Below are 19,306 nucleotides of genomic sequence, written 5' to 3'. Positions count from 1 at the left end.
TGCGCTCGTCGTCGGCGACGAAAGAAGGAGAAATTAGTGAGGCGACTGCCCGGAATACTCGTCATCACGGGTGCCACGCTTGTCGTGATGGTTGCGCTGTTAGTCAGCGGCTTAAGACTAGTGCTGCCACAGCTCGATCATTTTCGGCCACAGCTGGTGACCTGGGCGCAGTCTGCTGCTGGCGTCCCGCTCGAAATCGGCTCAATGACGGGGCGTTGGGAATCCTTCGGCCCCACGTTGGAAATTGAAAAATTTCGCACGTCGCTGCCGGAATCAGACTGGCGGGTTGAGCGCATTACGCTGGCACTGGATGTGTGGCAGTCACTGTTGCACGGGCGCTGGCAGTTTCGCGATCTCACGTTTCATCAGTTAAAGCTCGATCTTAATAGCCAATTTAACGGGCAAAAGCAGGATAGCAAACTGATGGAGTCAGGGAAGGTCAGCGATCTTTTCCTGCGCCAGTTTGACCACTTTGACCTGCGCGATAGCCAGATTACCTTTCTTACCCCTTCCGGTTCCCGAGCGGAGCTGAGTATTCCTCAACTGACCTGGTTGAACTCCGACAAACGGCATCGTGCAGAAGGTTTGATCAGCCTGTCGAGTTTTAACGGCCAGCACGGCGTGGTGCAGATGCGCATGGATTTGCACGATGAACGGGGGTTGCTTGGCAACGGCACGTTCTATCTGCAAGCGGACAATATCGATATGAAGCCGTGGCTCAGCCGCTGGATGAAAAGCAATACCGGGCTGGAAAGTGCTGATTTTAGTCTGGCGGCGTGGCTCAATGTCCGTGATGGTGGTATCCACAGTGGTGATGTGCTCCTCAATCAGGGGACGGCAAGCTGGGGCGAAGGTAGCGATGCACATCGCCTGAATGTCGATGACATGACGCTGCATGTTAGTCGTCAGGAAAACGGCTGGCAGGTGGAGGTTCCTGAGTTGAATCTGGCAACGGATGGCATCGCCTGGCCGAAAGGCCGGCTCTCCGCACTCTGGCTGCCAAAAAATGAACACATGCTGGGGCCCGATCGGCAGGAAGAGCTACGCATTCGAGCCAGTAATCTGGCGCTGGAGCGGGTAAGCACGCTGCTTCCACTGTTGTCCGGTACGACGCCAGCTTTGAAAGCGCACTGGGATGAACTGCAACCGAAGGGCACATTGAATGCCGTTGCCGTCGATATCCCTCTGCAACAGCCAGAGAGAAGCCGCTTTCACGCCAATTGGCAGGATGTAAGCTGGAAGCAGTGGAAACTGCTGCCAGGAGTCGATCACTTTTCCGGTTCTGCGCGCGGTAGCGCCGAACGTGGTCAGGTTAGCATCGCGTTAAAACAGAGCACGTTGCCCTATGTGGATATGTTCCGCGCGCCGCTCGAAATCAAGCAGGCCAGCGGCACGATAGACTGGCGTGACGACGAGCAGGGGCTGGCGCTCTGGAGCCATGGTCTGGATGTGCAGGCGAAATCACTGTGGGCTAACGGTGATTTCCGCTATGAACAGCCTACCAAGCAAGAACCGAAGCTGGATATTCTGGCTGGCATCCGGCTGACCGATGCGGCGGATGCCTGGCGCTATTATCCCGAGCTGTTTATGGGCACCGAACTGGTGGATTATCTGAGTGGTGCGCTGAAGGGGGGTCGTGTCGATAACGCGACGCTAATTTTTGCCGGTAATCCGCAGCATTTCCCGTTTATGCACAACGAAGGCCAGTTTGAAGTCTGGGTGCCGGTGAAAGAGGCCACCTTTGAGTTTCAGCCTGGCTGGCCTGCGCTGACGCCGCTGGATATCAATCTGGATTTTGCCAACAACGGTCTGTGGATGTTTGCGCCGCAAACCTGGCTAGGTAAGGTGGCAGGCAAAAATATTAGTGCAGTCATTCCCGATTATGAAAAAGAGATGCTGCTTATTGATGGTGAACTGGATGGTTCAGGGCCTGAAGTGGGCAACTATTTTCATCAGACGCCGCTGAAATCCTCGCTGGGTACGGCACTGGATGAGCTGAAAATTGGCGGGCCGGTAAAAGGCACACTGCATCTGGATATTCCGCTTGTTGGTGATGATGTCCGCGCCAGTGGCGACATTACGCTAAACAATAACAGTCTGTACATCAAACCGTTGGATACCACGATTAAGAATCTCACGGGTAAGTTCCGCTATGAAAACGGCAATTTACGCAGTGAAACGCTACAGGCAAATTGGCTGAATCAGCCGATGGCAGTCAACTTCACAACAGAAGAGCAAGCGAAGGCTTTTTTGGTGAATGTAGGATTGCAGGGTGAGTGGCAACCCGCGCTATTGCCCGGTTTACCGGCATCGGCAAGCAAAGCGCTGTCCGGCACGGCAGGCTGGAAGAGTACGGTTGCTGTCAACCTGCCGCACTCGGGTAAAACCACCTACGATGTTGATGTACAGGCTGATTTAAACAAAGTAAGCAGTCACTTACCTAACCCGCTAACTAAGACAACTGGCGAGAGTTTGCCTCTAGAGGTAAAAGCCAGCGGTGACTTAAATGGTTTTACTATGCAGGGACGGCTGGGTAAGGACAACCACTTCAATAGCCAATGGCTGTTGAAAGGCGATAACGTGACGCTGGCACGGGCAAGCTGGCAAAATGCGGCAACGGCAGCGCCTGCATTGCCAGCAGATGCCGCGCTGGTGCTCGATCTTCCGCCATTGGATGCTGAAAGCTGGCTGGGGCTTTTGCCATCTCTGCGTACCTCGGCGTCAGTGGAAGGGAAAAAAGCGCGGAGTTCTTTTCGTTTCCCTGAAGTGGTGACGCTGCGGACGTCCGAGCTGCAACTGTTGGGACAGCAGTGGCACGATCTGGAAATTACGCGCAAAAATACGCTTGGCGGCAGTGAAGTGCAGGCGAAAGGACGCGAAATTGACGGAACGGTGGCGATACCTAATCGTGGGATGTGGCGCAGCGACATCAATTATCTCTACTACAATCCTCAATGGAAAGGGAATGAAGCGACCAATCCGGTGGCTCTGGCGGAGAAAAAATCGCCGCTGAACGATCCGAGCATCAGCTTTGAAGACTGGCCGTCGCTGGCAGTGAACTGCCGCCAGTGCTGGATTATCGGGCAGAATATGGGGCGTATTCAGGGAACGCTACTACCAGAAAAGGAAAAACTAACGCTGACGGACGGCCTCATTGATACAGGTAAGGCTCGCCTGACGGTCAACGGTACCTGGCAGGAAAACGCAGAAGGCGTACGGACCGCGCTAAAAGGCCGTCTGACGGGGGAGAGTCTGGAGCAGAATGCTAACTGGTTTGGTGTCGATTCACCGCTGAAGGCCGGTTCTTTCGATGTGGATTACGATCTGTATTGGCGTGGTACACCTTGGGCGCCGGATATTGCTAGCCTGAGTGGGATATTGCACACACGCATTGGCAAAGGTGAAATTGCCGAAGTGGGCGCCGGTCAGGCAGGGCAACTGCTGCGTTTATTGAGCTTCGATGCGCTGATGCGTAAGCTGCGGTTTGATTTTAGCGATACGTTTGGTCGGGGGTTCTATTTCGACTCGATTCGCAGTACTGCATGGATTAAAGACGGCGTGCTGCATACTGATGATATGCTGATCGACGGGCTGGAGGCGGATATCGCGATGAAAGGCGATCTCGACCTCGCTAAGCGACAGGTCAATATGGAAGCAGTTATCGCCCCGGAAATTTCTGCGACGGTGGGTGTGGCGACCGCATTTGCTGTCAATCCGGTTATAGGGGCCGCGGTGTTTGCTGCCAGCAAAGTGCTGGCACCGCTATGGAACAAGATTTCGCTGATTCGCTACCAGATTTCCGGTAGCCTCGATCAGCCAAAGATTCAGGAAGTGTTGCGTGAGCCGAACAAGAAGAAAGGCGAATAATGCCGTTAGGGCAGCGCAGTATACTCAGCCGATTATCTGATAAAGAGTGAAAAACTATGAGCCTTTCGTTTGTCAGTGAGCAGTTACTCACCGCCAATAAATTGAATCTTGACGATCTCGCCGCTGTGCTGGGGTCGCTTAATGAGCGTCGTCTGGACTATGCCGATCTCTATTTCCAGTCCAGCTACCATGAATCCTGGGTACTGGAAGATCGCATCATTAAAGACGGGTCTTACAATATCGATCAGGGCGTGGGTATCCGGGCGATTGACGGTGAAAAGACCGGGTTTGCGTATGCCGATCAGATCACGTTGAATGCATTACATCAGAGTGCGCAGGCAGCACGCAGTATTGTACGGGAACAGGGTACTGGAACGGCGCATACGTTGGGTGAAGTGTCACATCGTGCGCTCTATCCAACGTTGAATCCGCTGGATAGTCTGACGCGTGAGGATAAAATTGCACTGTTGCAACGTGCGGATACAGTTGCTCGTGCTGCGGATACGCGGGTGCAGGAAGTGTCAGCGAGCCTGACTGGCGTGTATGAACTGGTGCTGGTGGCTGCGACCGATGGCACGCTGGCGGCGGATGTGCGTCCACTGGTGCGTCTGTCAATCAGCGTGCTGGTTGAAGCTGAAGGTAAACGTGAGCGCGGTAGCAGCGGCGGCGGCACGCGTGGCGGCTATGCGTATTTCTGGGAAGTGACGGACGGCGAACCGCGCGTCGATGCGTGGGCGAAAGAAGCTGTGCGCATGGCGCTGGTTAACCTGTCGGCGGTGGCCGCACCCGCAGGGCCGATGCCTGTAGTGCTAGGCGCAGGTTGGCCGGGCGTGTTGCTGCATGAAGCGGTGGGTCACGGCTTGGAAGGTGATTTTAACCGTCGCGGTACGTCAGTGTTCAGCGGGCAGATGGGTAAACTCGTCGCGTCAGAGCTGTGTACGGTGGTGGATGATGGCACGTTGAGCGGACGTCGCGGCTCTCTCTCAATGGACGATGAAGGCGTTCCAGGGCAGTACAATGTCCTGATTGAAAACGGTATTCTTAAAGGCTACATGCAAGATAAGCTGAATGCTCGCCTGATGGGCGTTGCGCCGACGGGCAATGGTCGCCGCGAATCTTATGCGCATCTGCCGATGCCGCGTATGACCAACACCTATATGCTGGCTGGCAAATCCACGCCGGAGGAGATTATCTCCAGCGTCGAATACGGTCTGTATGCGCCAAACTTTGGCGGGGGTCAGGTGGATATCACTTCTGGCAAGTTCGTCTTCTCGACGTCCGAAGCGTACCTGATCGAAAAAGGTCGTATCACCACGCCAGTCAAAGGTGCGACGCTGATTGGCTCTGGCATTGAAGCGATGCAACAGATCTCTATGGTCGGCAACGATCTGGCGTTGGATAAAGGCGTCGGTGTGTGTGGTAAAGAAGGGCAAAGCCTGCCAGTCGGCGTGGGTCAGCCTACGCTGAAGCTGGAAAGCCTGACCGTTGGCGGCACGGCGTAGTTTGCTCTGATCCTCCTTTAAAACCGCGCTTTATGAGCGCGGTTTTTTTCTTGGGTTGTGAGGTAATGGAGTAAAAAATCAGGAAACCGCGGCAATAATCGACTTGAGCTGCTGGATGTGTATTTCATCTCGCTGTACCAAGACGTCTTCCTTAATTTTGAGAACAATGCCTTTTAACAGGTCTGTTGTGCTGGAGATGTTTGTCGCGGCTTTTAGTTCGTCGATGTCTGCCGCGACATGTCTGCCTTTAAGAGAAAGACGTTTCTCGGATTTTCCTTTTGCCAAATCACTTTGCAGAAAACGCGGGATATCTTGTGCTGCTATGCGGTCGGCCGCTAGTGTATGAAGATAGTATTTCATCAGAGTGGGAATAAAATCGGGCTCGCCACCTAATTCGCAACTTGCCAGATTCAGGATGTCTATCATGTGCGCAGGGACTCTGCTTTCCAGCGCCTTACGCTGTACATCCAGCGCTTTCTTAATCATGGGCGTAGACTGATGGGGAATGGTGGCAACATTCCCGCAGCGATTGCAAACGCCAACCAAAACCTGTCTCACCACGCCACTGTTGTCGCTGAATGGGACGTCTTTAAGCTGAAATGTCGCAGTTTCAAGTGACTGGCATGTGTTACAGATAATGGACTGTGTATCGCCGACTTTGAAAATTTTCATGTCATCGCCTCAATGGTGGACGCTAATAAAGACACAATCCGGCTCGGTAAAGTACCATTTGATATACCACGGTATTCCCCGATGGCGGCAACGGATGATATGAACATCAATATGCGCTGCAAAATGATGGGGTGAAGACGCGTAGGATGTCCCCGCAGATTGATAAATAATATCAATGAGTTCTGTTATTGATGCTTGCCCAGTTGCCAGCAAGTTCTTCGTACTGATGTTCCCTCTGGCTTCATGTAGCACATTCCCCGACTGCAAACAGATGATAAGTTGCTTTTTGGCATCCTTAAATCCCATCCCTTCACCCATATTGTACGAATTTATTCGTACGTCATCCATGTGATTTTTACTTTCTTGAACGAAAGAAAGAGGTATAACGCACGAATGGTGGTATGGGGATGTGTTTTGTATGAAAGAGGGAAACGCCTCGCATTTTCCTCTTTGCACAACCTATTTTTTTTCCTCTCCATGGTCTTGCCGATAGCCTTGATACGTCAGGGCGACGTTTTTGAAGTATTCCGTCATGTAGTTAATGCAGACCTGTACTTTTAGCGGCAGGTTGTCTTTGCGAGTGTAGAGCGCGTAGACCGGGCGCGGGTCGGAGTGGTAGCGATTGAACAGAATCTCGATTTCGCCGCGCTTGATCTCGTCCACGATCCACATCAGCGGAACGTACGCGATGCCCGCTCCGGCCTTGAGCCAGCGTACCAGCGTTTGTGGGTCGTTAGTAACAAAACGCCCTTGTGGCGTGACGCGGGTCGAAATGCCTTCCGGTGCGATTAGTTCAAATTCGCTGTCGGGCCGTACGCTGTATTCCAACCAGGAAAAGTTCACCATATCTGCCGGCTTATCCGGTGTGCCGTGCTGCGCCAGATAGCTTTTCGCGGCGCAAACTACCATCGGCATCGAACCTAAGCGTTTCGAAAACAGGCTGGAATCCTGTAGCGCACCGACGCGAATGACGATATCCAATCCGTCGGCAATCAGGTCGGGAGCGGGAATCCCGGTGACCAGATTGACGGACAAACCGGGATATTCCTTCAACATCTCCGCAGTCATAGTGGACAACACATTCTGTGCCATGGTGGACGAGCTACCAATGCGCAGCGTGCCGATCGGCGTGTTGTTGAAGGCATAAAGCTGTTCATGAACCTCATGTGCTTCATGCAGCATGCGACGGCAGCCGTGATAGTAAATCTTTCCCGCCTCCGTCAGCCCAATACTGCGCGTACTGCGGTTAAGCAGCTTAATTTGTAGTTCATCTTCAAGCTTGGTGACGGTCTGGCTGACGGCGGATACGCTCATCTGCAACTGGCGAGCGGCGGCGGTAAAAGAACCAAATTCCACCACGCGGGCAAATACCGACATACTCTTTAGTCTTTCCATTATTCACTCTGGCTTAAAAGTGATTTAGATCACACTATGTAGATAAGGTGATAATAAGCAGCCATAATATAGCCTATCCGGTGGTGCCGGGTGGAACATTGTCTGCTCAGGGTCCTCAATGATTATAATTATTTACTCAATATAAGTAATACGCTGATTTCCCATCGTTAGTCATCGCTACTCATCAGTTTAACGCTATCTCATTCGCTGGCAGCCAGCCTGCGGGATGAAGCGCTTTTGTCTATGCTGAACGTCAGTATCAGACAACATAATTTACCATCCGGTAGCGAACCTGCGCGCTACCGCTACCTAATAGAAAAAAGGAAAAGAGGATGAGTTCACTCCCGGTTATGGTGCTGTTCGGGCTGTCATTTCCCCCCGTATTTTTTGTGTTGCTGGTGTCATTGACCCTATTTTTTGTCGTGAACCGCTTGCTGCAACCAACGGGGATCTATGACTTTGTCTGGCATCCGGCGCTGTTTAACAGCGCGCTGTTCTGCTGCTTGTTCTATTTACTGTTCCGTTACGGCCTGTGAGGCATCTGTGAAAAATTTCTTTTTAACCTTGTTTAGGCAGCAGGCCGTGCTGATAAAAAAACTGAGCCGTGTTGTCATCACGCTGGTGGTTGTGCTGTGTGCGATTGTGGCCATTTTCCGTGTTTGGGCGTTTTATACCGAATCGCCCTGGACGCGTGACGCCAAATTTACTGCGAATGTGGTGGCAATCGCGCCGGATGTCAGCGGCTTATTGAGCGATGTTCGCGTGACGGACAATCAACTGGTGAACCAAGGCGATGTGCTGTTTGTCATCGATCAGCCGCGTTACCACCAGGCTGTTGCGCAGGCGGAAGCCGATGTTGCTTACTATCAGGCGCTGGTAACCGAAAAACGTCGGGAGTCAGGACGTCGTGCGCGGCTGGGCGTCAGCGCGATGTCACAGGAAAATATCGATCAGTCCAGCAATGCGCTAGAAACCGCAACACACCAGCTTGCTAAAGCGCAGGCGGTATTGTCGCTGGCGAAACTGGAGTTGGAGCGCACCGTGGTACGCGCCCCTGCCGACGGTTGGGTGACCAACCTGCATGTGCAGAGCGGTGAATTTATCGAACGTGGTAATACGGCAGTGGCGCTGGTGAAGAAGGATTCGTTTTACCTGCTGGCGTATATGGAAGAGACCAAACTTGAAGGTGTCCGCCGCGGCTATCGTGCGGAAATCACGCCGCTGGGTAGCGAAAAAATATTTTACGGTACGGTCGATAGCGTGGCGGCTGGGGTAAATAACAGCAGCAATAGTGCGAATACGAAAGGCCTGGCTAACGTAGATTCCAATCTGGAGTGGGTGCGTTTGGCACAGCGCGTGCCGGTAAAAATTCGTCTCGATCGGCAAATGGGTGACCTCTATCCGGCTGGCACCACGGCGACCGTGGTGATTACCGGCGAGCAGGTCAACAATGATAAAAAACCGTCACCGCTCATTCGCCTGCTTTATCGCCTGCGTGAGTTTGGCTAAGTGAGGCGATGATGAAAACTGCGTCGTTGACCCGCCCCATGTTCTTTACGACACCGAAATTTGCACGCCTTCGCTTCGCTTTCAAACTGAGTTTTGCGATTGTGTTGTCCCTGTTTCTGGGGTTCCATCTCCAGTTAGAAACCCCACGTTGGTCGGTGCTGACGGCGGCAATTGTCGCTGCTGGCCCGGCATTTGCCGCAGGCGGTGAACCGTTCTCCGGTGCGATTCGCCATCGTGGCATGCTGCGTATTGTTGGGACTTTTATCGGCTGTATTGGCGCACTTGTCATCATTATTGCCACCGTTCGTGCTCCTGTGGTAATGCTGATGCTGTGCTGTATTTGGGCTGGCTTCTGCACCTGGGTATCCTCGCTGGTTAAAGTCGAAAACGCCTATGTGTTCGGGCTGGCAGGCTATACCGCACTGATTATTATTGTGTCGACGCAGGGGGCGCCGCTGTTGACGCCGCAGTTCGCTGTGGAGCGCTGTAGCGAGATTGTGCTGGGCATCGTCTGCGCCATTCTGGCTGATTTACTGTTCTCTCCCCGTTCGATCAAGCAGGATGTTGACCGCAGTATCGGCGAATTATTAGTGGATCAGTATCGGTTACTGCAACTCAGCATGAGCGAGACGGAGAAAGAAGCGATAGATGCGGCATGGCACGCGCTGGTGCGCAAAACGACTGCGCTAAACGGCATGCACAGCAGCCTGATGCTGGAGTCTTCGCGCTGGCAGAATAGCAATCGCCGCTTAACGTCGCTGCATACGCAATCGCTCACGATGATTACACAGGCGTGTGAGACCTACCTGATTTTGCAGGACGTACCGACTCCCGTAAAAAGTAGCCTGAAACGGGTGTTAGATCAGCCCGTTGAGTCATTCCGTGATGTGCATTGCCGTGTGAAAGCCTTGCGCCATCTGATCGCGCTTGACAGCCGTGACGTGCCGCCTACGCTGGTCAGTTGGGTAGGGGCTGCAACGCGCTATCTGCTATTGGCGAAAGGGGTGCAGACCAACGGGCGTATCACGGCGATTGAAGCTGACGTGCTGAACAGCGATGTTGAAGTTAAAGCGCCATCAGCCGAAACCCATCATGCCATGATCAACGGCTTACGTACCGGCGTGGCGACGGCGCTGGGTTGCCTGTTTTGGCTCAGTACCGGCTGGACCTCGGGTAGCGTGTGTATGGTGATGATTGCGGTGGTGACGTCGCTTGCCATGCGGTTGCCGAATCCACAGATGATGGCGAAAGATTTTCTGTTTGGGACGATCTACGCGCTGCCGCTGGGTGCGCTGATGTTTATGTTTATCATGCCATCAACGCAGCAAAGTATGCTGCTGCTGTGCCTAAGCTTGGGGGCGATGGCTTTCTTTCTTGGTCTTGAAGTACAAAAGCGTCGGCTGGGCTCGCTGGGGGCATTGGCCAGTACAATCAATATTCTGGTACTGGATAACCCGATGACATTCAACATTAGTCAGTTTCTGGACAGCGCGATCGGCCAGATCATCGGTTGTTTTCTGGCGTTGATGGTGATCCTGCTGATCCGGGATAACACCAAAGCACACACGGGGAGAACACTACTGAACCGCTTTGTGTATGGCGCGGTTTCGGCGCTGACGACTAACACGACGCGGCGTAAGGAAAATCACTTGCCAGCGCTATACCAGCAGCTGTTCCTACTGCTGAGCCGCTTCCCTGATGACATTGCCAAGTATCGCCTCGCGCTGTGGCTGATCATCATGCACCAGCGTCTGAGAACGCTGGATATTCCGCAAAATACAGCACTGTCTGCCTTTCATCGTCAAATTCGTGCGACGGCGGAGCAGGTGATTTCAGCCCGACGCGATAGCACACGTAGTCGCTATTTCACGCAGCTGTTGGATGAGCTTGAACGCTATCAGCAGATGCTGACAGAACAACAGCTTCCCACGAGTGTGACTGCGCCAGTAGGGCGATTAACTGGGATTTTACGTGATTATCAGCATGCGCTAAGTAACTAACATTGGGGGAGACGGTACGATCAGGGCGCTATTTATGTGATGAGTTTCATTCAATAGTGAATGTTATTTATTGAATTAAAAGCCTTTTGAATAGATGAGTCCTGAAGTCCCTTCTGGTGTTGATAAACAGATGAATCAGAACGATGTTGTCGTCAAATTCGTACACCACTCTTGTTTGTCTGACCAGTATGTATTTGACATTTGTGACGCCAAGTTCTTTCAGCTCGTCAATATCGCTGCCACTTTGAGGTGTTTGCTTAATGCGCTGGATGGCCACTTTGTATTCTGCATTGATCGTGTTCCATACAGAATCGCCAAATTTTGCTCTGACATATTGCTTAATGTCTTTGAGTTCTTCCTTGGCACTGTCAAGAATGACAATGTTTCTCATCGCTATCAGTCGTCCATTTCATCCAAAAAAGATTCAGCATCGGAATATTTACCTTCCATAAACGCTTTTCGCCCCAATGCTAACAGCTTCAGCAAAGCAAATGTTTCTTGTTGTTTTTCATATTCCGTGATGTCCATCACCACCATTTTAGCTTCACCATTTTGGGTGATAATAATGGGCTCAGGGTTGACCGCGAATTCCTTGACGATCTCCGCCGCATTGGATTTTAGGTAGGTGATAGGTTTGATTTGCTCTGCAAGGGACATGATAATTCCTTGGTTTCTTTTTGTACATAATACGACTTTTGGACAGAATACGAACCGAATTCTACCCTGTCAAGAAATTACCCGATGGTGCAAGAAAGCCGAAATATCTCTCATAGCGAGTATTGATAAAGCGTGGGATGAGTGAGCCATGCTCTCATCCCGCGATTGTCGTTAGTCTTTGGTTTCAGCCAGTTCACGCAGATATTGGAAGATCTGACGGGCGGATTTCGGCGGCTTGTTTGCCGCTTTCTCTTTCTGCGCATTGCGCACCAGAGAACGCAACTGCTGACGGTCAGCATGTGGGTACAGTGCCAGGATCTCTGGAACCACATCGTCCCCTTCGGTAATCAGGCGGTCGCGCAGCTGTTCCAGTTTGTGGAACAAGGCTACCTGCTGATTGTGACGATTATTTAGCTTATCCAGCGCGGTTTGGATCGGTTCTGGATCGCGGGCGCGTAGTAGCTTACCAATGAGCTGTAGCTGACGACGACGGCCTTCTCTCTTGATCCGCTGTGCCAATTCCACCGCTGCACGCAGATCGTCGTCCAACGGAATCTTCTCCAGGGCGTTTTTTCCCAGCTCAACCAGCTCCGCGCCGAGATCTTTCAGTGCTTCAGCATCGCGCTTTATTTCGCTTTTGCTGACCCAGATAATTTCATCATCTTCGTCGTCTTCTTGATTATCCGGGACGTCATTCAGCCAGTCTTCGGGTTTTTGTTTCATGGTTGGCTCCTAAAAAGTGTCCAGGAGCAATGCTTAACGCGATGCGTAGCGGCTCCGGGATGGTGAACAGCGCGCCCACCAGAAAAAAAGAGGCTGATACTAACAGGTTTGGGCTTTGTGCGAAATTGTCCGTAGATCCTGTTAGACTAGAAAGCATTATGCTACACCATTTTATGCTCGTCATACTTCACGTTGCCTATGCGTTGGCTGCGCGAAGTATAGAGAGTATACGCCCCTTTTGTGCTCGTTGCGGGGATGATGATGGTGAGCTTTCTTCCACTCATTATGGCAGAACAATGACGATAACTACTCAGGTTGCAGGGCAGCGTAAAGCGCTGGAACTCGCGGTTGCTCAGGCACTGGAACTGGCGCGTGCCGGTTCTGATGCGGCAGAGGTCGCGGTGTCAAAAACGACGGGCATTAGCGTCAGTACCCGTTATGGTGACGTTGAAAATGTTGAATTCAACAGCGATGGTGCGTTGGGCATTACGGTTTATCACCAACAGCGTAAAGGCAGCGCATCGTCTACCGATCTTAGCCCGGATGCGATAGCCCGTACTGTGCAGGCCGCGCTGGATATCGCGCGTTATACCTCAGTCGATCCTTTCGCTGGCTCTGCGGATCGCGATCTTCTGGCGTTTGATGCGCCAGATCTGGATCTGTTCCATCCAACTGAGTTGGATGCGGATCGCGGCATTGAATTAGCCGCTCGTGCGGAGCAGGCTGCATTACAGGCTGACAAGCGTATCACTAACACTGAAGGCGGCAGCTTTAACAGTCACTACGGCGTTAAGGTGTTTGGCAATAGCCATGGCTTGCTAAAAAGCTACTGCTCCAGCCGTCATTCCATGTCCAGCTGCGTGATTGCCGAAGTGAATGGTGATATGGAGCGGGATTATGCCTATACCGTTGGCCGTGCGCTGGATGATTTGCTGAGCCCTGAATGGGTGGGCGAAGAATGCGCACGCCGGACGTTATCCCGTCTGTCACCGCGTAAACTGCCGACCATGCAGGCACCAGTGATGTTTTCTGCGGAAGTGGCGACAGGTTTGTTTGGTCACCTAGTCGGTGCCATCAGCGGCGGCAGCGTTTATCGTAAATCTACCTTCCTGCTGGATAAACTGGGTCAGCAGATTCTGCCGGAGTGGCTGACGATTGAGGAACTGCCGCACTTGCTAAAAGGGCTGGCTTCTACGCCATTCGACAGCGAAGGTGTGCGGACGCAGGCGCGTGAAATTGTGAAAGCAGGCGTGTTGCAGACGTGGCTGATGACGAGCTACTCCGCACGTAAGTTGGGGATGCAGAGCACCGGCCATGCGGGCGGCATCCACAATTGGCGGATTGCCGGACAAGGTTTAGATTTCAACGGCATGTTGAAACAGATGGGTAAAGGCCTACTGGTGACCGAACTGATGGGGCAAGGTGTGAGCGGTGTGACGGGAGATTATTCTCGTGGGGCATCTGGCTTCTGGGTCGAAAACGGTGAAATTCAGTATCCGGTCAGCGAGATTACGATTGCGGGCAACCTGAAAGATATGTTGCGCAATATTGTGACGGTGGGGAACGATATCGAAACCCGGAGCAACATCCAGTGTGGTTCCGTGTTGCTGCCTGAAATGAAGATCGCAGGGGAATAAGCTTACTCTGCGCGAGTAACCGTCGCCGTCGGCAGTGTCCGACGGCTGTTACTCTATGCCTTTATCAGCATGCATTTATGGCAGAGTAGCACCTTGCTGATTTAGCGGTGGTACTCGCCTGCGGCTTCTGGCTGATAGAGTAGTTCTACTACTTCAATTCGCGTTTCTTCACCGTTTGGCAATTTCCAGGCGATCGTGTTTCCCACATGCATTCCCAATAGTGCTGCGCCCAGCGGAGCCATCACCGACAGCGGTTCTTGACTGTCCTTCACCGCGGCTGGATACACCAGTGTGCGGATATGCTCTTCATTGGTATTCAGATCGCGGAAACGCACCCGACTATTCATGGTGACGACATGTGAGGGAATCGATGCTGAAGGCAAAATTTCTGCCCGATCCAGTTCCTCATTCAACGCCTGTGCGATATCGCTGTCCGCAAAGGCGGGCTGCTCCAATAACTTATCCAGACGTTCTGCATCCAATTCACTGATTGTCAGGTTAGGTTTCGTCATACTCCTCTCCAGTTGGTATTTTCAGATGATATAAAAATAACCCCCCGCGCCCAGAGGAGCAGGGGGTATAAGAAAATATTATGATTTATAGAGGTAGATAGTAGGAGGTTCTGAGAGGAAAGTGAAGCACTAAGGCTGGCAGATACCCGTCATACTTCAAGCTGCTTGTGCGTTGGCAATACTCGGCTCAGTTCTGAGCCTCGCCCTGAAGGGCCGCCGCAAGCGGCGTTCAAATCGGCTAAGCCGATTTGTCCTTACTCACCCCAGTCACTTACTTGTGTAAGCTCCTGGGGATTCGCGCGATTGCCGCGTTACAAGGCCATAAATTGGCCTTGCCCTAAAGGGTCAACGCATAGCGTTGTTCAAAACGCTCACGTTTTGTCACGCAACTCGAATTATTTAGGGTATAGCCAGCTAAGGGAATCGCTAGTCTTCGTCGAACCCAGCTTCAAATAGCTTGATGACGGCAGCAAGCGCCTGTTCTTCATCTGGGCCAGTCGCTTCTACCTCAATGAGACGCCCTTTCGCCGAGTCCAGCATCAACATGGCAATCACGCTGCTGGCTTCGGCTTCGGTGCCGCTGTCATTACGTAGTATCACTTCCGCATCAAAGCTCTGCACCAATTCGAACAACTTCATCGCTGGACGAGCGTGCATACCGAGCTTGTTTTTGATTTCAACCGTTTGCCGGACTGTCATGGGTTACCTGGCTGTACTGGTTTGCCGACTATCACGAGGGTTTACGTTTTTCCAGCGTACGGTGGCGTGACTGTACGTTTTTACCGCGTGAGCGGAAATAGTCTGCCAACTGTTCAGCGACGTAAACTGAACGGTGCTTACCGCCAGTACAGCCAATGGCGACGGTCAGGTAGCTACGGTTATTGGTTTCCAGCATCGGCAGCCACAGTTCGAGATAGCTACGAGTCTGGTAGATAAAGTTGTGCACTTCGGTATGTCGGTCGAGGAAGGACGCAACGGGCTTGTCCAGACCGGTCATCGGACGCAGTTTCGGGTCCCAGTGCGGGTTCGGCAGGAAACGTACGTCAAAGACGTAATCCGCATCGATAGGAATACCGTGCTTAAAGCCGAACGATTCGAACACCATCGTAAGCTCGCGTTCCCGCTTGCCGAGCAGCCGTGTACGCAGCATTTCGGCCAGTTCGTGCACCGACATCTCTGAGGTGTCGATAATCAGATCGGCGCGCGAACGCAGCGGTTCCAGCAGGTCGCTTTCTTCATCAATCGCGCTTTCCAACGACAGATTCTTGCTGGACAGTGGGTGCAGGCGGCGGGTATCGCTATAGCGACGGATCAGCGTGTTTCGATCGGCGTCCAGAAACAGCAACTGAGGCGAGAAGCTTGATGGCAGTTGCTCCATGGCATGCTCGAAGATCTCTGGAGATTCCGGCATATTGCGCACGTCAATGCTGACTGCGGCAGAAATATTACGAGCCGCAAGCGTATTTGCCAGTTCTGGCAGCAGAACCACTGGTAGATTATCTACGCAGTAGAACCCCATATCTTCCAATGCGCGCAGGGCGACAGATTTTCCTGAACCTGAGCGACCGCTGACAATCATCAGTACCATCTGACGACTCCCCTCTGGCAACGTGATGGCGAATTTTCATTGCCATGATTTTTATGATGTATCGCTAAAAAATGACGGCTTAGCGCACGGATTGCAAGCATTCTCTCGTTCTACTGCGAATAGCCCGTCATCGTGAGTATGACGATCGTCTGGTTTAACCCGCTTCCGTCATAATCTGGTACAGCTCTTCATCGCTTTGCGCCGCGCGTAGGCGTCGGCAAACCGTTTTATCCGCCAGTCGTTTGGCAACAAGCGACAGGGTATGCAAATGGGTTTTACATTGTTCCGCTGGAACCAGCAAGGCAAAAAGCAGATCAACAGCCTGATTATCAATAGCATCGAAAGCGATCGGTTGCTCTAACTGGATGAAAACACCGATGGCACCCAGCGCATTATCGTCTTCCAGCTTACCGTGAGGAATGGCAATGCCGCCGCCGATTCCCGTGCTGCCCATCCGCTCCCGGGTCAGGATGGCATCAAAGATAATCTGCGAGGGAATGTTAAGCTGCCTGGCGGCCAGCTCGCTGATAATTTCCAATGCCCGTTTTTTACTCTGGCAGTGGACGGTGCTTCGGGTGCACTCAGGACGTAAGACGGTGCTGAGTTGCAATACGGGATCGTGGCTCATTTTATTTTCACTTAACGACGCTTTCACTTCTGGTGATCCCACGCCATCCGTCGGATAGCGTGGGTTTGTTCCTTTACCAAATGGCAAAGGAGAAAATTAGTGCTGCTTGAGCTTATCTTTATGCTTATTGAGCTGTCTTGCCAGCTTATCAATCAATAAATCTATCGCGGCGTACATATCTGCCGCCTCGGAGGTTGCATGCAGCTCCCCACCATTAACATGGAGCGTGGCCTCGGCAATTTGCTGAACTTTTTCCACTCTCAATACCACATTGACCTGATTAATCCGGTCAAAATACTGCTCTAATTTGGCAAATTTGCCATTTACAAAATCACGCAGTGGTTCAGTGATCTCGATGTGGTGTCCGGTAATGTTGAGCTGCATAGTGTCTTCCTTCTCTGTTGAGATCAAATCAGTTGTTTACGCTGATTCGATGGTGGGATAGATAAAGACTCTCGGTATTTTGCGACGGTACGGCGTGCCACGATGATGCCCTGATCGGAGAGCAGTGTGGTGAGCTTGCTGTCGCTCAATGGCTTCGCAGGGTTTTCCGCCGCAATAAGCTTTTTCACTAGCGCGCGGATTGCCGTTGACGAGGCTTCTCCGCCGCTATCGGTATTAACGTGGCTGGAGAAGAAATATTTTAGCTCAAAAATGCCGCGCGGGCTGTGCAGGAACTTCTGTGTCGTCACGCGTGAGATAGTGGATTCATGCATATCCACCGCTTGGGCGATGTCTGCCAGTACCATAGGCTTCATGAATTCTTCGCCCTGCTCGAAGAAATCCTGCTGCTGTTCGACGATGCAGCGGGTCACTTTCAGCAGCGTGTCATTGCGGCTTTCCAGACTTTTGATGAGCCAGCGCGCTTCTTGCAGGTTACTGCGAATAAATTGCCCGTCGCTGTCGTTGCGCGCGCTGTTCCCCAGCGCCGCATATTGCTGATTAATCTGCAAACGGGGAACGCTGTCGGTGTTGAGTTCGACGGCCCAGATCCCCTGAACTTTACGTACCAGCACGTCAGGAATCACGTATTCAGATTCACCGGTGTTGATCGATTGTCCCGGACGGGGATCGAGCGATTGGATCAGCGCCAGCGCTTCTTTCAGCACCTCTTCTTTTAGACGAGTCACGCGGATCAGGCTGCGGAAATCATGGTTGGCTAACAGATCGAGATGATCGCTGACGATCAGGCGAGCTTCGAGCAAGCGCGGCGTGCTGTTGTCAAATTGGGAAAGTTGTACCAGCAGACAATCGCGCAGGTCTCGAGCAGCAACGCCTACAGGATCGAAGCGTTGCACGCGCTTAAGTACGGCTTCGACTTCTTCCAGCGTCACGTCGTCGTCACCGATGCTGTCAAGGATGTCTTCCAGCGGCACCGTCAGGTAGCCCGTGTTGTCCACGGCATCGACAATCGAGGTCGCGATGGCGGCATCGGTATCTGAAAACGGCGTCAGCTCAACCTGCCACATCAGGTAATCCTGAAGCGTTTGCGTGGTTTCACCTTGATAAATTGGCAGTTCTTCGTCGCGATAATCGGTGCCAGTGCCCGACGGCGTGCCCGCGGAATAAATCTCATCCCAGGTGGCATCGAGCGGTAATTCTTCCGGCATGTCCCGTTGCTCGAGGGCTTCACCGGTATCCAGTGAATCGCTGTCTGCCTTTTCGAATGACTCGATTTCGTCGTGCTGATCCGTTTGTTCAAGCAACGGATTGCTTTCCAGCGCCAGTTGAATCTCCTGTTGCAATTCAAGCGTGGACAGTTGCAACAGCCGAATTGCCTGTTGGAGCTGTGGAGTCATGGCCAGTTGCTGGCTAAGCCTGAGTTGCAAACCTTGCTTCATAAATCGCGCTAACGTCCCATAAGTACTGCAAAAAGAAAATATTACCCTATCAGAGTCGGAAGCCTTCGCCCAGATAGACGCGTTTTACCTGTTCATCGGCCAGAATATCGGTCGGTGAACCGTGGGCGATCAGGTTGCCCTGACTCACGATGTAGGCTCGTTCACAGACATCCAGCGTCTCGCGGACGTTATGATCGGTAATCAACACGCCCAGTCCGCTGTCACGCAGATGCTCAATAATTTTTTTAATATCCAGTACGGAGATCGGGTCTACGCCCGCAAACGGTTCATCCAGCAGGATAAATTTTGGGTTTGCCGCTAGCGCACGCGCAATCTCCACGCGGCGTCTTTCCCCACCCGACAGAGATTGTCCCAGACTATCGCTCAAATGAGTAATATTGAATTCTTCCATCAGCTCGTTGGCACGATCTTCCTGCTGCTCGGTCGTCAAATCTTTACGGATCTGTAACACCGCCATCAGGTTGTCGTAGACGCTTAAGCGACGAAAAATCGAGGCTTCCTGCGGCAGGTAGCCGATGCCGCGTAAGGCGCGCTCGTGCAGAGGAAGCAGGCTGATGTCGTCGTCGTCAATGGCGATGCGTCCTTCATCACGTGGGACGATACCCACGACCATGTAGAATGTTGTGGTCTTTCCAGCACCGTTCGGCCCGAGCAGGCCGACGATTTCACCGGAGTTGACGGTGAGGCTGACGTTCTCCACGACCTTACGGCCTTTGTACGCCTTAGCCAGATTTTCTGCGGTTAATGTTGCCAT

The 19,306-nt window shown here is 52.4% G+C and carries 19 protein-coding genes; 6 read left to right on the top strand and 13 right to left on the bottom strand.

Annotated elements, in window-relative coordinates:
* Positions 1-36: 36 nt before the first annotated feature.
* Positions 37-3,867, top strand: coding sequence for an AsmA2 domain-containing protein YhdP (gene yhdP, locus A6301_RS08460; RefSeq protein WP_234257538.1), 3,831 nt, complete (start codon positions 37-39; stop codon positions 3,865-3,867).
* 56 nt (positions 3,868-3,923) lie between these two features.
* Entirely contained in the window at positions 3,924-5,369 is a 1,446-nt protein-coding gene (gene tldD / locus A6301_RS08455; RefSeq protein WP_205540762.1) for a metalloprotease TldD, read from the top strand.
* 78 nt (positions 5,370-5,447) lie between these two features.
* Here the strand turns inward: tldD and A6301_RS08450 are convergent, their stop codons facing one another.
* From A6301_RS08450 to aaeR, 3 genes are all read right to left on the bottom strand, one after another.
* The gene (locus A6301_RS08450) at positions 5,448-6,041 is read right to left on the bottom strand and encodes a hypothetical protein (protein WP_107170723.1); all 594 of its coding nucleotides are present in this window, start codon (positions 6,039-6,041) and stop codon (positions 5,448-5,450) included.
* A 9-nt stretch (positions 6,042-6,050) separates the two neighbouring features.
* Entirely contained in the window at positions 6,051-6,389 is a 339-nt protein-coding gene (locus A6301_RS08445) for a hypothetical protein (RefSeq protein ID WP_234257537.1), read from the bottom strand.
* Between the two features lie 111 nt (positions 6,390-6,500).
* Entirely contained in the window at positions 6,501-7,436 is a 936-nt protein-coding gene (aaeR, locus tag A6301_RS08440) for an HTH-type transcriptional activator AaeR (RefSeq protein WP_107170725.1), read from the bottom strand.
* A gap of 332 nt (positions 7,437-7,768) precedes the next feature.
* Here aaeR and aaeX point away from each other — a divergent pair, with 332 nt between their 5' ends.
* The 3 genes from aaeX to aaeB are packed head-to-tail and all read left to right on the top strand — an operon-like array spanning position 7,769 to position 10,945.
* A complete protein-coding gene (gene aaeX, locus A6301_RS08435; protein ID WP_005975424.1) occupies positions 7,769-7,972 on the top strand; it encodes a p-hydroxybenzoic acid efflux pump operon protein AaeX in 204 nt (67 codons plus the stop codon).
* A gap of 7 nt (positions 7,973-7,979) precedes the next feature.
* On the top strand, positions 7,980-8,945 hold the full coding sequence (gene aaeA, locus A6301_RS08430) for a p-hydroxybenzoic acid efflux pump subunit AaeA (protein WP_234257536.1): 966 nt from the start codon (positions 7,980-7,982) through the stop codon (positions 8,943-8,945).
* A gap of 11 nt (positions 8,946-8,956) precedes the next feature.
* Positions 8,957-10,945: a p-hydroxybenzoic acid efflux pump subunit AaeB gene (gene aaeB, locus A6301_RS08425; protein ID WP_234257580.1), complete on the top strand. Its 1,989-nt coding sequence runs from the start codon at positions 8,957-8,959 to the stop codon at positions 10,943-10,945.
* A 67-nt stretch (positions 10,946-11,012) separates the two neighbouring features.
* Here the strand turns inward: aaeB and A6301_RS08420 are convergent, their stop codons facing one another.
* The 3 genes from A6301_RS08420 to yjgA form a co-directional block, all read right to left on the bottom strand.
* Positions 11,013-11,336, bottom strand: coding sequence for a type II toxin-antitoxin system RelE/ParE family toxin (locus A6301_RS08420; protein WP_107170728.1), 324 nt, complete (start codon positions 11,334-11,336; stop codon positions 11,013-11,015).
* Positions 11,337-11,341: 5 nt separating this feature from the next.
* Entirely contained in the window at positions 11,342-11,602 is a 261-nt protein-coding gene (locus tag A6301_RS08415; RefSeq protein WP_107170729.1) for a type II toxin-antitoxin system Phd/YefM family antitoxin, read from the bottom strand.
* Between the two features lie 171 nt (positions 11,603-11,773).
* A complete protein-coding gene (gene yjgA, locus A6301_RS08410) occupies positions 11,774-12,325 on the bottom strand; it encodes a ribosome biogenesis factor YjgA (RefSeq protein ID WP_107170730.1) in 552 nt (183 codons plus the stop codon).
* Positions 12,326-12,621: 296 nt separating this feature from the next.
* On the opposite strand from yjgA, the gene pmbA reads away from it, so the two are divergent.
* The gene (gene pmbA, locus A6301_RS08405; RefSeq protein ID WP_234257535.1) at positions 12,622-13,962 is read left to right on the top strand and encodes a metalloprotease PmbA; all 1,341 of its coding nucleotides are present in this window, start codon (positions 12,622-12,624) and stop codon (positions 13,960-13,962) included.
* Positions 13,963-14,063: 101 nt separating this feature from the next.
* Here the strand turns inward: pmbA and rnk are convergent, their stop codons facing one another.
* From rnk to lptB, 7 genes are all read right to left on the bottom strand, one after another.
* Positions 14,064-14,474 carry a nucleoside diphosphate kinase regulator gene (gene rnk, locus A6301_RS08400; RefSeq protein ID WP_107170732.1) on the bottom strand — a complete coding sequence of 137 codons (411 nt, stop codon included), beginning with the start codon at positions 14,472-14,474 and terminating at the stop codon, positions 14,064-14,066.
* A 426-nt stretch (positions 14,475-14,900) separates the two neighbouring features.
* On the bottom strand, positions 14,901-15,173 hold the full coding sequence (npr, locus tag A6301_RS08395; protein ID WP_039547824.1) for a PTS phosphocarrier protein NPr: 273 nt from the start codon (positions 15,171-15,173) through the stop codon (positions 14,901-14,903).
* A gap of 31 nt (positions 15,174-15,204) precedes the next feature.
* Complete coding sequence (gene rapZ, locus A6301_RS08390) at positions 15,205-16,062, bottom strand: RNase adapter RapZ (protein ID WP_012822088.1); 858 nt, start codon at positions 16,060-16,062, stop codon at positions 15,205-15,207.
* Between the two features lie 154 nt (positions 16,063-16,216).
* Positions 16,217-16,690 (bottom strand): PTS IIA-like nitrogen regulatory protein PtsN, encoded by a 474-nt coding sequence (gene ptsN, locus A6301_RS08385; RefSeq protein ID WP_107170762.1) that lies wholly within the window; start codon positions 16,688-16,690, stop codon positions 16,217-16,219.
* A 96-nt stretch (positions 16,691-16,786) separates the two neighbouring features.
* Complete coding sequence (hpf, locus tag A6301_RS08380; protein WP_005975449.1) at positions 16,787-17,074, bottom strand: ribosome hibernation promoting factor; 288 nt, start codon at positions 17,072-17,074, stop codon at positions 16,787-16,789.
* A gap of 23 nt (positions 17,075-17,097) precedes the next feature.
* Complete coding sequence (gene rpoN / locus A6301_RS08375; protein ID WP_234257534.1) at positions 17,098-18,531, bottom strand: RNA polymerase factor sigma-54; 1,434 nt, start codon at positions 18,529-18,531, stop codon at positions 17,098-17,100.
* Between the two features lie 49 nt (positions 18,532-18,580).
* Complete coding sequence (gene lptB, locus A6301_RS08370) at positions 18,581-19,306, bottom strand: LPS export ABC transporter ATP-binding protein (RefSeq protein ID WP_025920074.1); 726 nt, start codon at positions 19,304-19,306, stop codon at positions 18,581-18,583.

The sequence above is a fragment of the Pectobacterium sp. IFB5596 genome, assembly GCF_021432585.1.
Lineage (GTDB): Bacteria > Pseudomonadota > Gammaproteobacteria > Enterobacterales > Enterobacteriaceae > Pectobacterium > Pectobacterium punjabense.
This window is presented reverse-complemented; position numbering and strand designations above follow the sequence as displayed.

What these genes read in the sequence shown, in the direction of transcription:
- aaeX (WP_005975424.1), top strand. Translation starts at nt 7,769, where the DNA reads ATGAGTTCACTCCCGGTTATGGTGCTGTTCGGGCTGTCATTTCCCCCC.
- yjgA (WP_107170730.1), bottom strand. Translation starts at nt 12,325, where the DNA reads ATGAAACAAAAACCCGAAGACTGGCTGAATGACGTCCCGGATAATCAA.
- ptsN (WP_107170762.1), bottom strand. Translation starts at nt 16,690, where the DNA reads ATGAGCCACGATCCCGTATTGCAACTCAGCACCGTCTTACGTCCTGAG.
- pmbA (WP_234257535.1), top strand. Translation starts at nt 12,622, where the DNA reads ATGACGATAACTACTCAGGTTGCAGGGCAGCGTAAAGCGCTGGAACTC.
- A6301_RS08415 (WP_107170729.1), bottom strand. Translation starts at nt 11,602, where the DNA reads ATGTCCCTTGCAGAGCAAATCAAACCTATCACCTACCTAAAATCCAAT.
- rapZ (WP_012822088.1), bottom strand. Translation starts at nt 16,062, where the DNA reads ATGGTACTGATGATTGTCAGCGGTCGCTCAGGTTCAGGAAAATCTGTC.
- hpf (WP_005975449.1), bottom strand. Translation starts at nt 17,074, where the DNA reads ATGCAGCTCAACATTACCGGACACCACATCGAGATCACTGAACCACTG.
- A6301_RS08445 (WP_234257537.1), bottom strand. Translation starts at nt 6,389, where the DNA reads ATGGATGACGTACGAATAAATTCGTACAATATGGGTGAAGGGATGGGA.
- A6301_RS08420 (WP_107170728.1), bottom strand. Translation starts at nt 11,336, where the DNA reads ATGAGAAACATTGTCATTCTTGACAGTGCCAAGGAAGAACTCAAAGAC.
- rnk (WP_107170732.1), bottom strand. Translation starts at nt 14,474, where the DNA reads ATGACGAAACCTAACCTGACAATCAGTGAATTGGATGCAGAACGTCTG.
- rpoN (WP_234257534.1), bottom strand. Translation starts at nt 18,531, where the DNA reads ATGAAGCAAGGTTTGCAACTCAGGCTTAGCCAGCAACTGGCCATGACT.
- npr (WP_039547824.1), bottom strand. Translation starts at nt 15,173, where the DNA reads ATGACAGTCCGGCAAACGGTTGAAATCAAAAACAAGCTCGGTATGCAC.
- tldD (WP_205540762.1), top strand. Translation starts at nt 3,924, where the DNA reads ATGAGCCTTTCGTTTGTCAGTGAGCAGTTACTCACCGCCAATAAATTG.
- lptB (WP_025920074.1), bottom strand. Translation starts at nt 19,306, where the DNA reads ATGGCAACATTAACCGCAGAAAATCTGGCTAAGGCGTACAAAGGCCGT.
- aaeR (WP_107170725.1), bottom strand. Translation starts at nt 7,436, where the DNA reads ATGGAAAGACTAAAGAGTATGTCGGTATTTGCCCGCGTGGTGGAATTT.
- A6301_RS08450 (WP_107170723.1), bottom strand. Translation starts at nt 6,041, where the DNA reads ATGAAAATTTTCAAAGTCGGCGATACACAGTCCATTATCTGTAACACA.
- aaeB (WP_234257580.1), top strand. Translation starts at nt 8,957, where the DNA reads ATGAAAACTGCGTCGTTGACCCGCCCCATGTTCTTTACGACACCGAAA.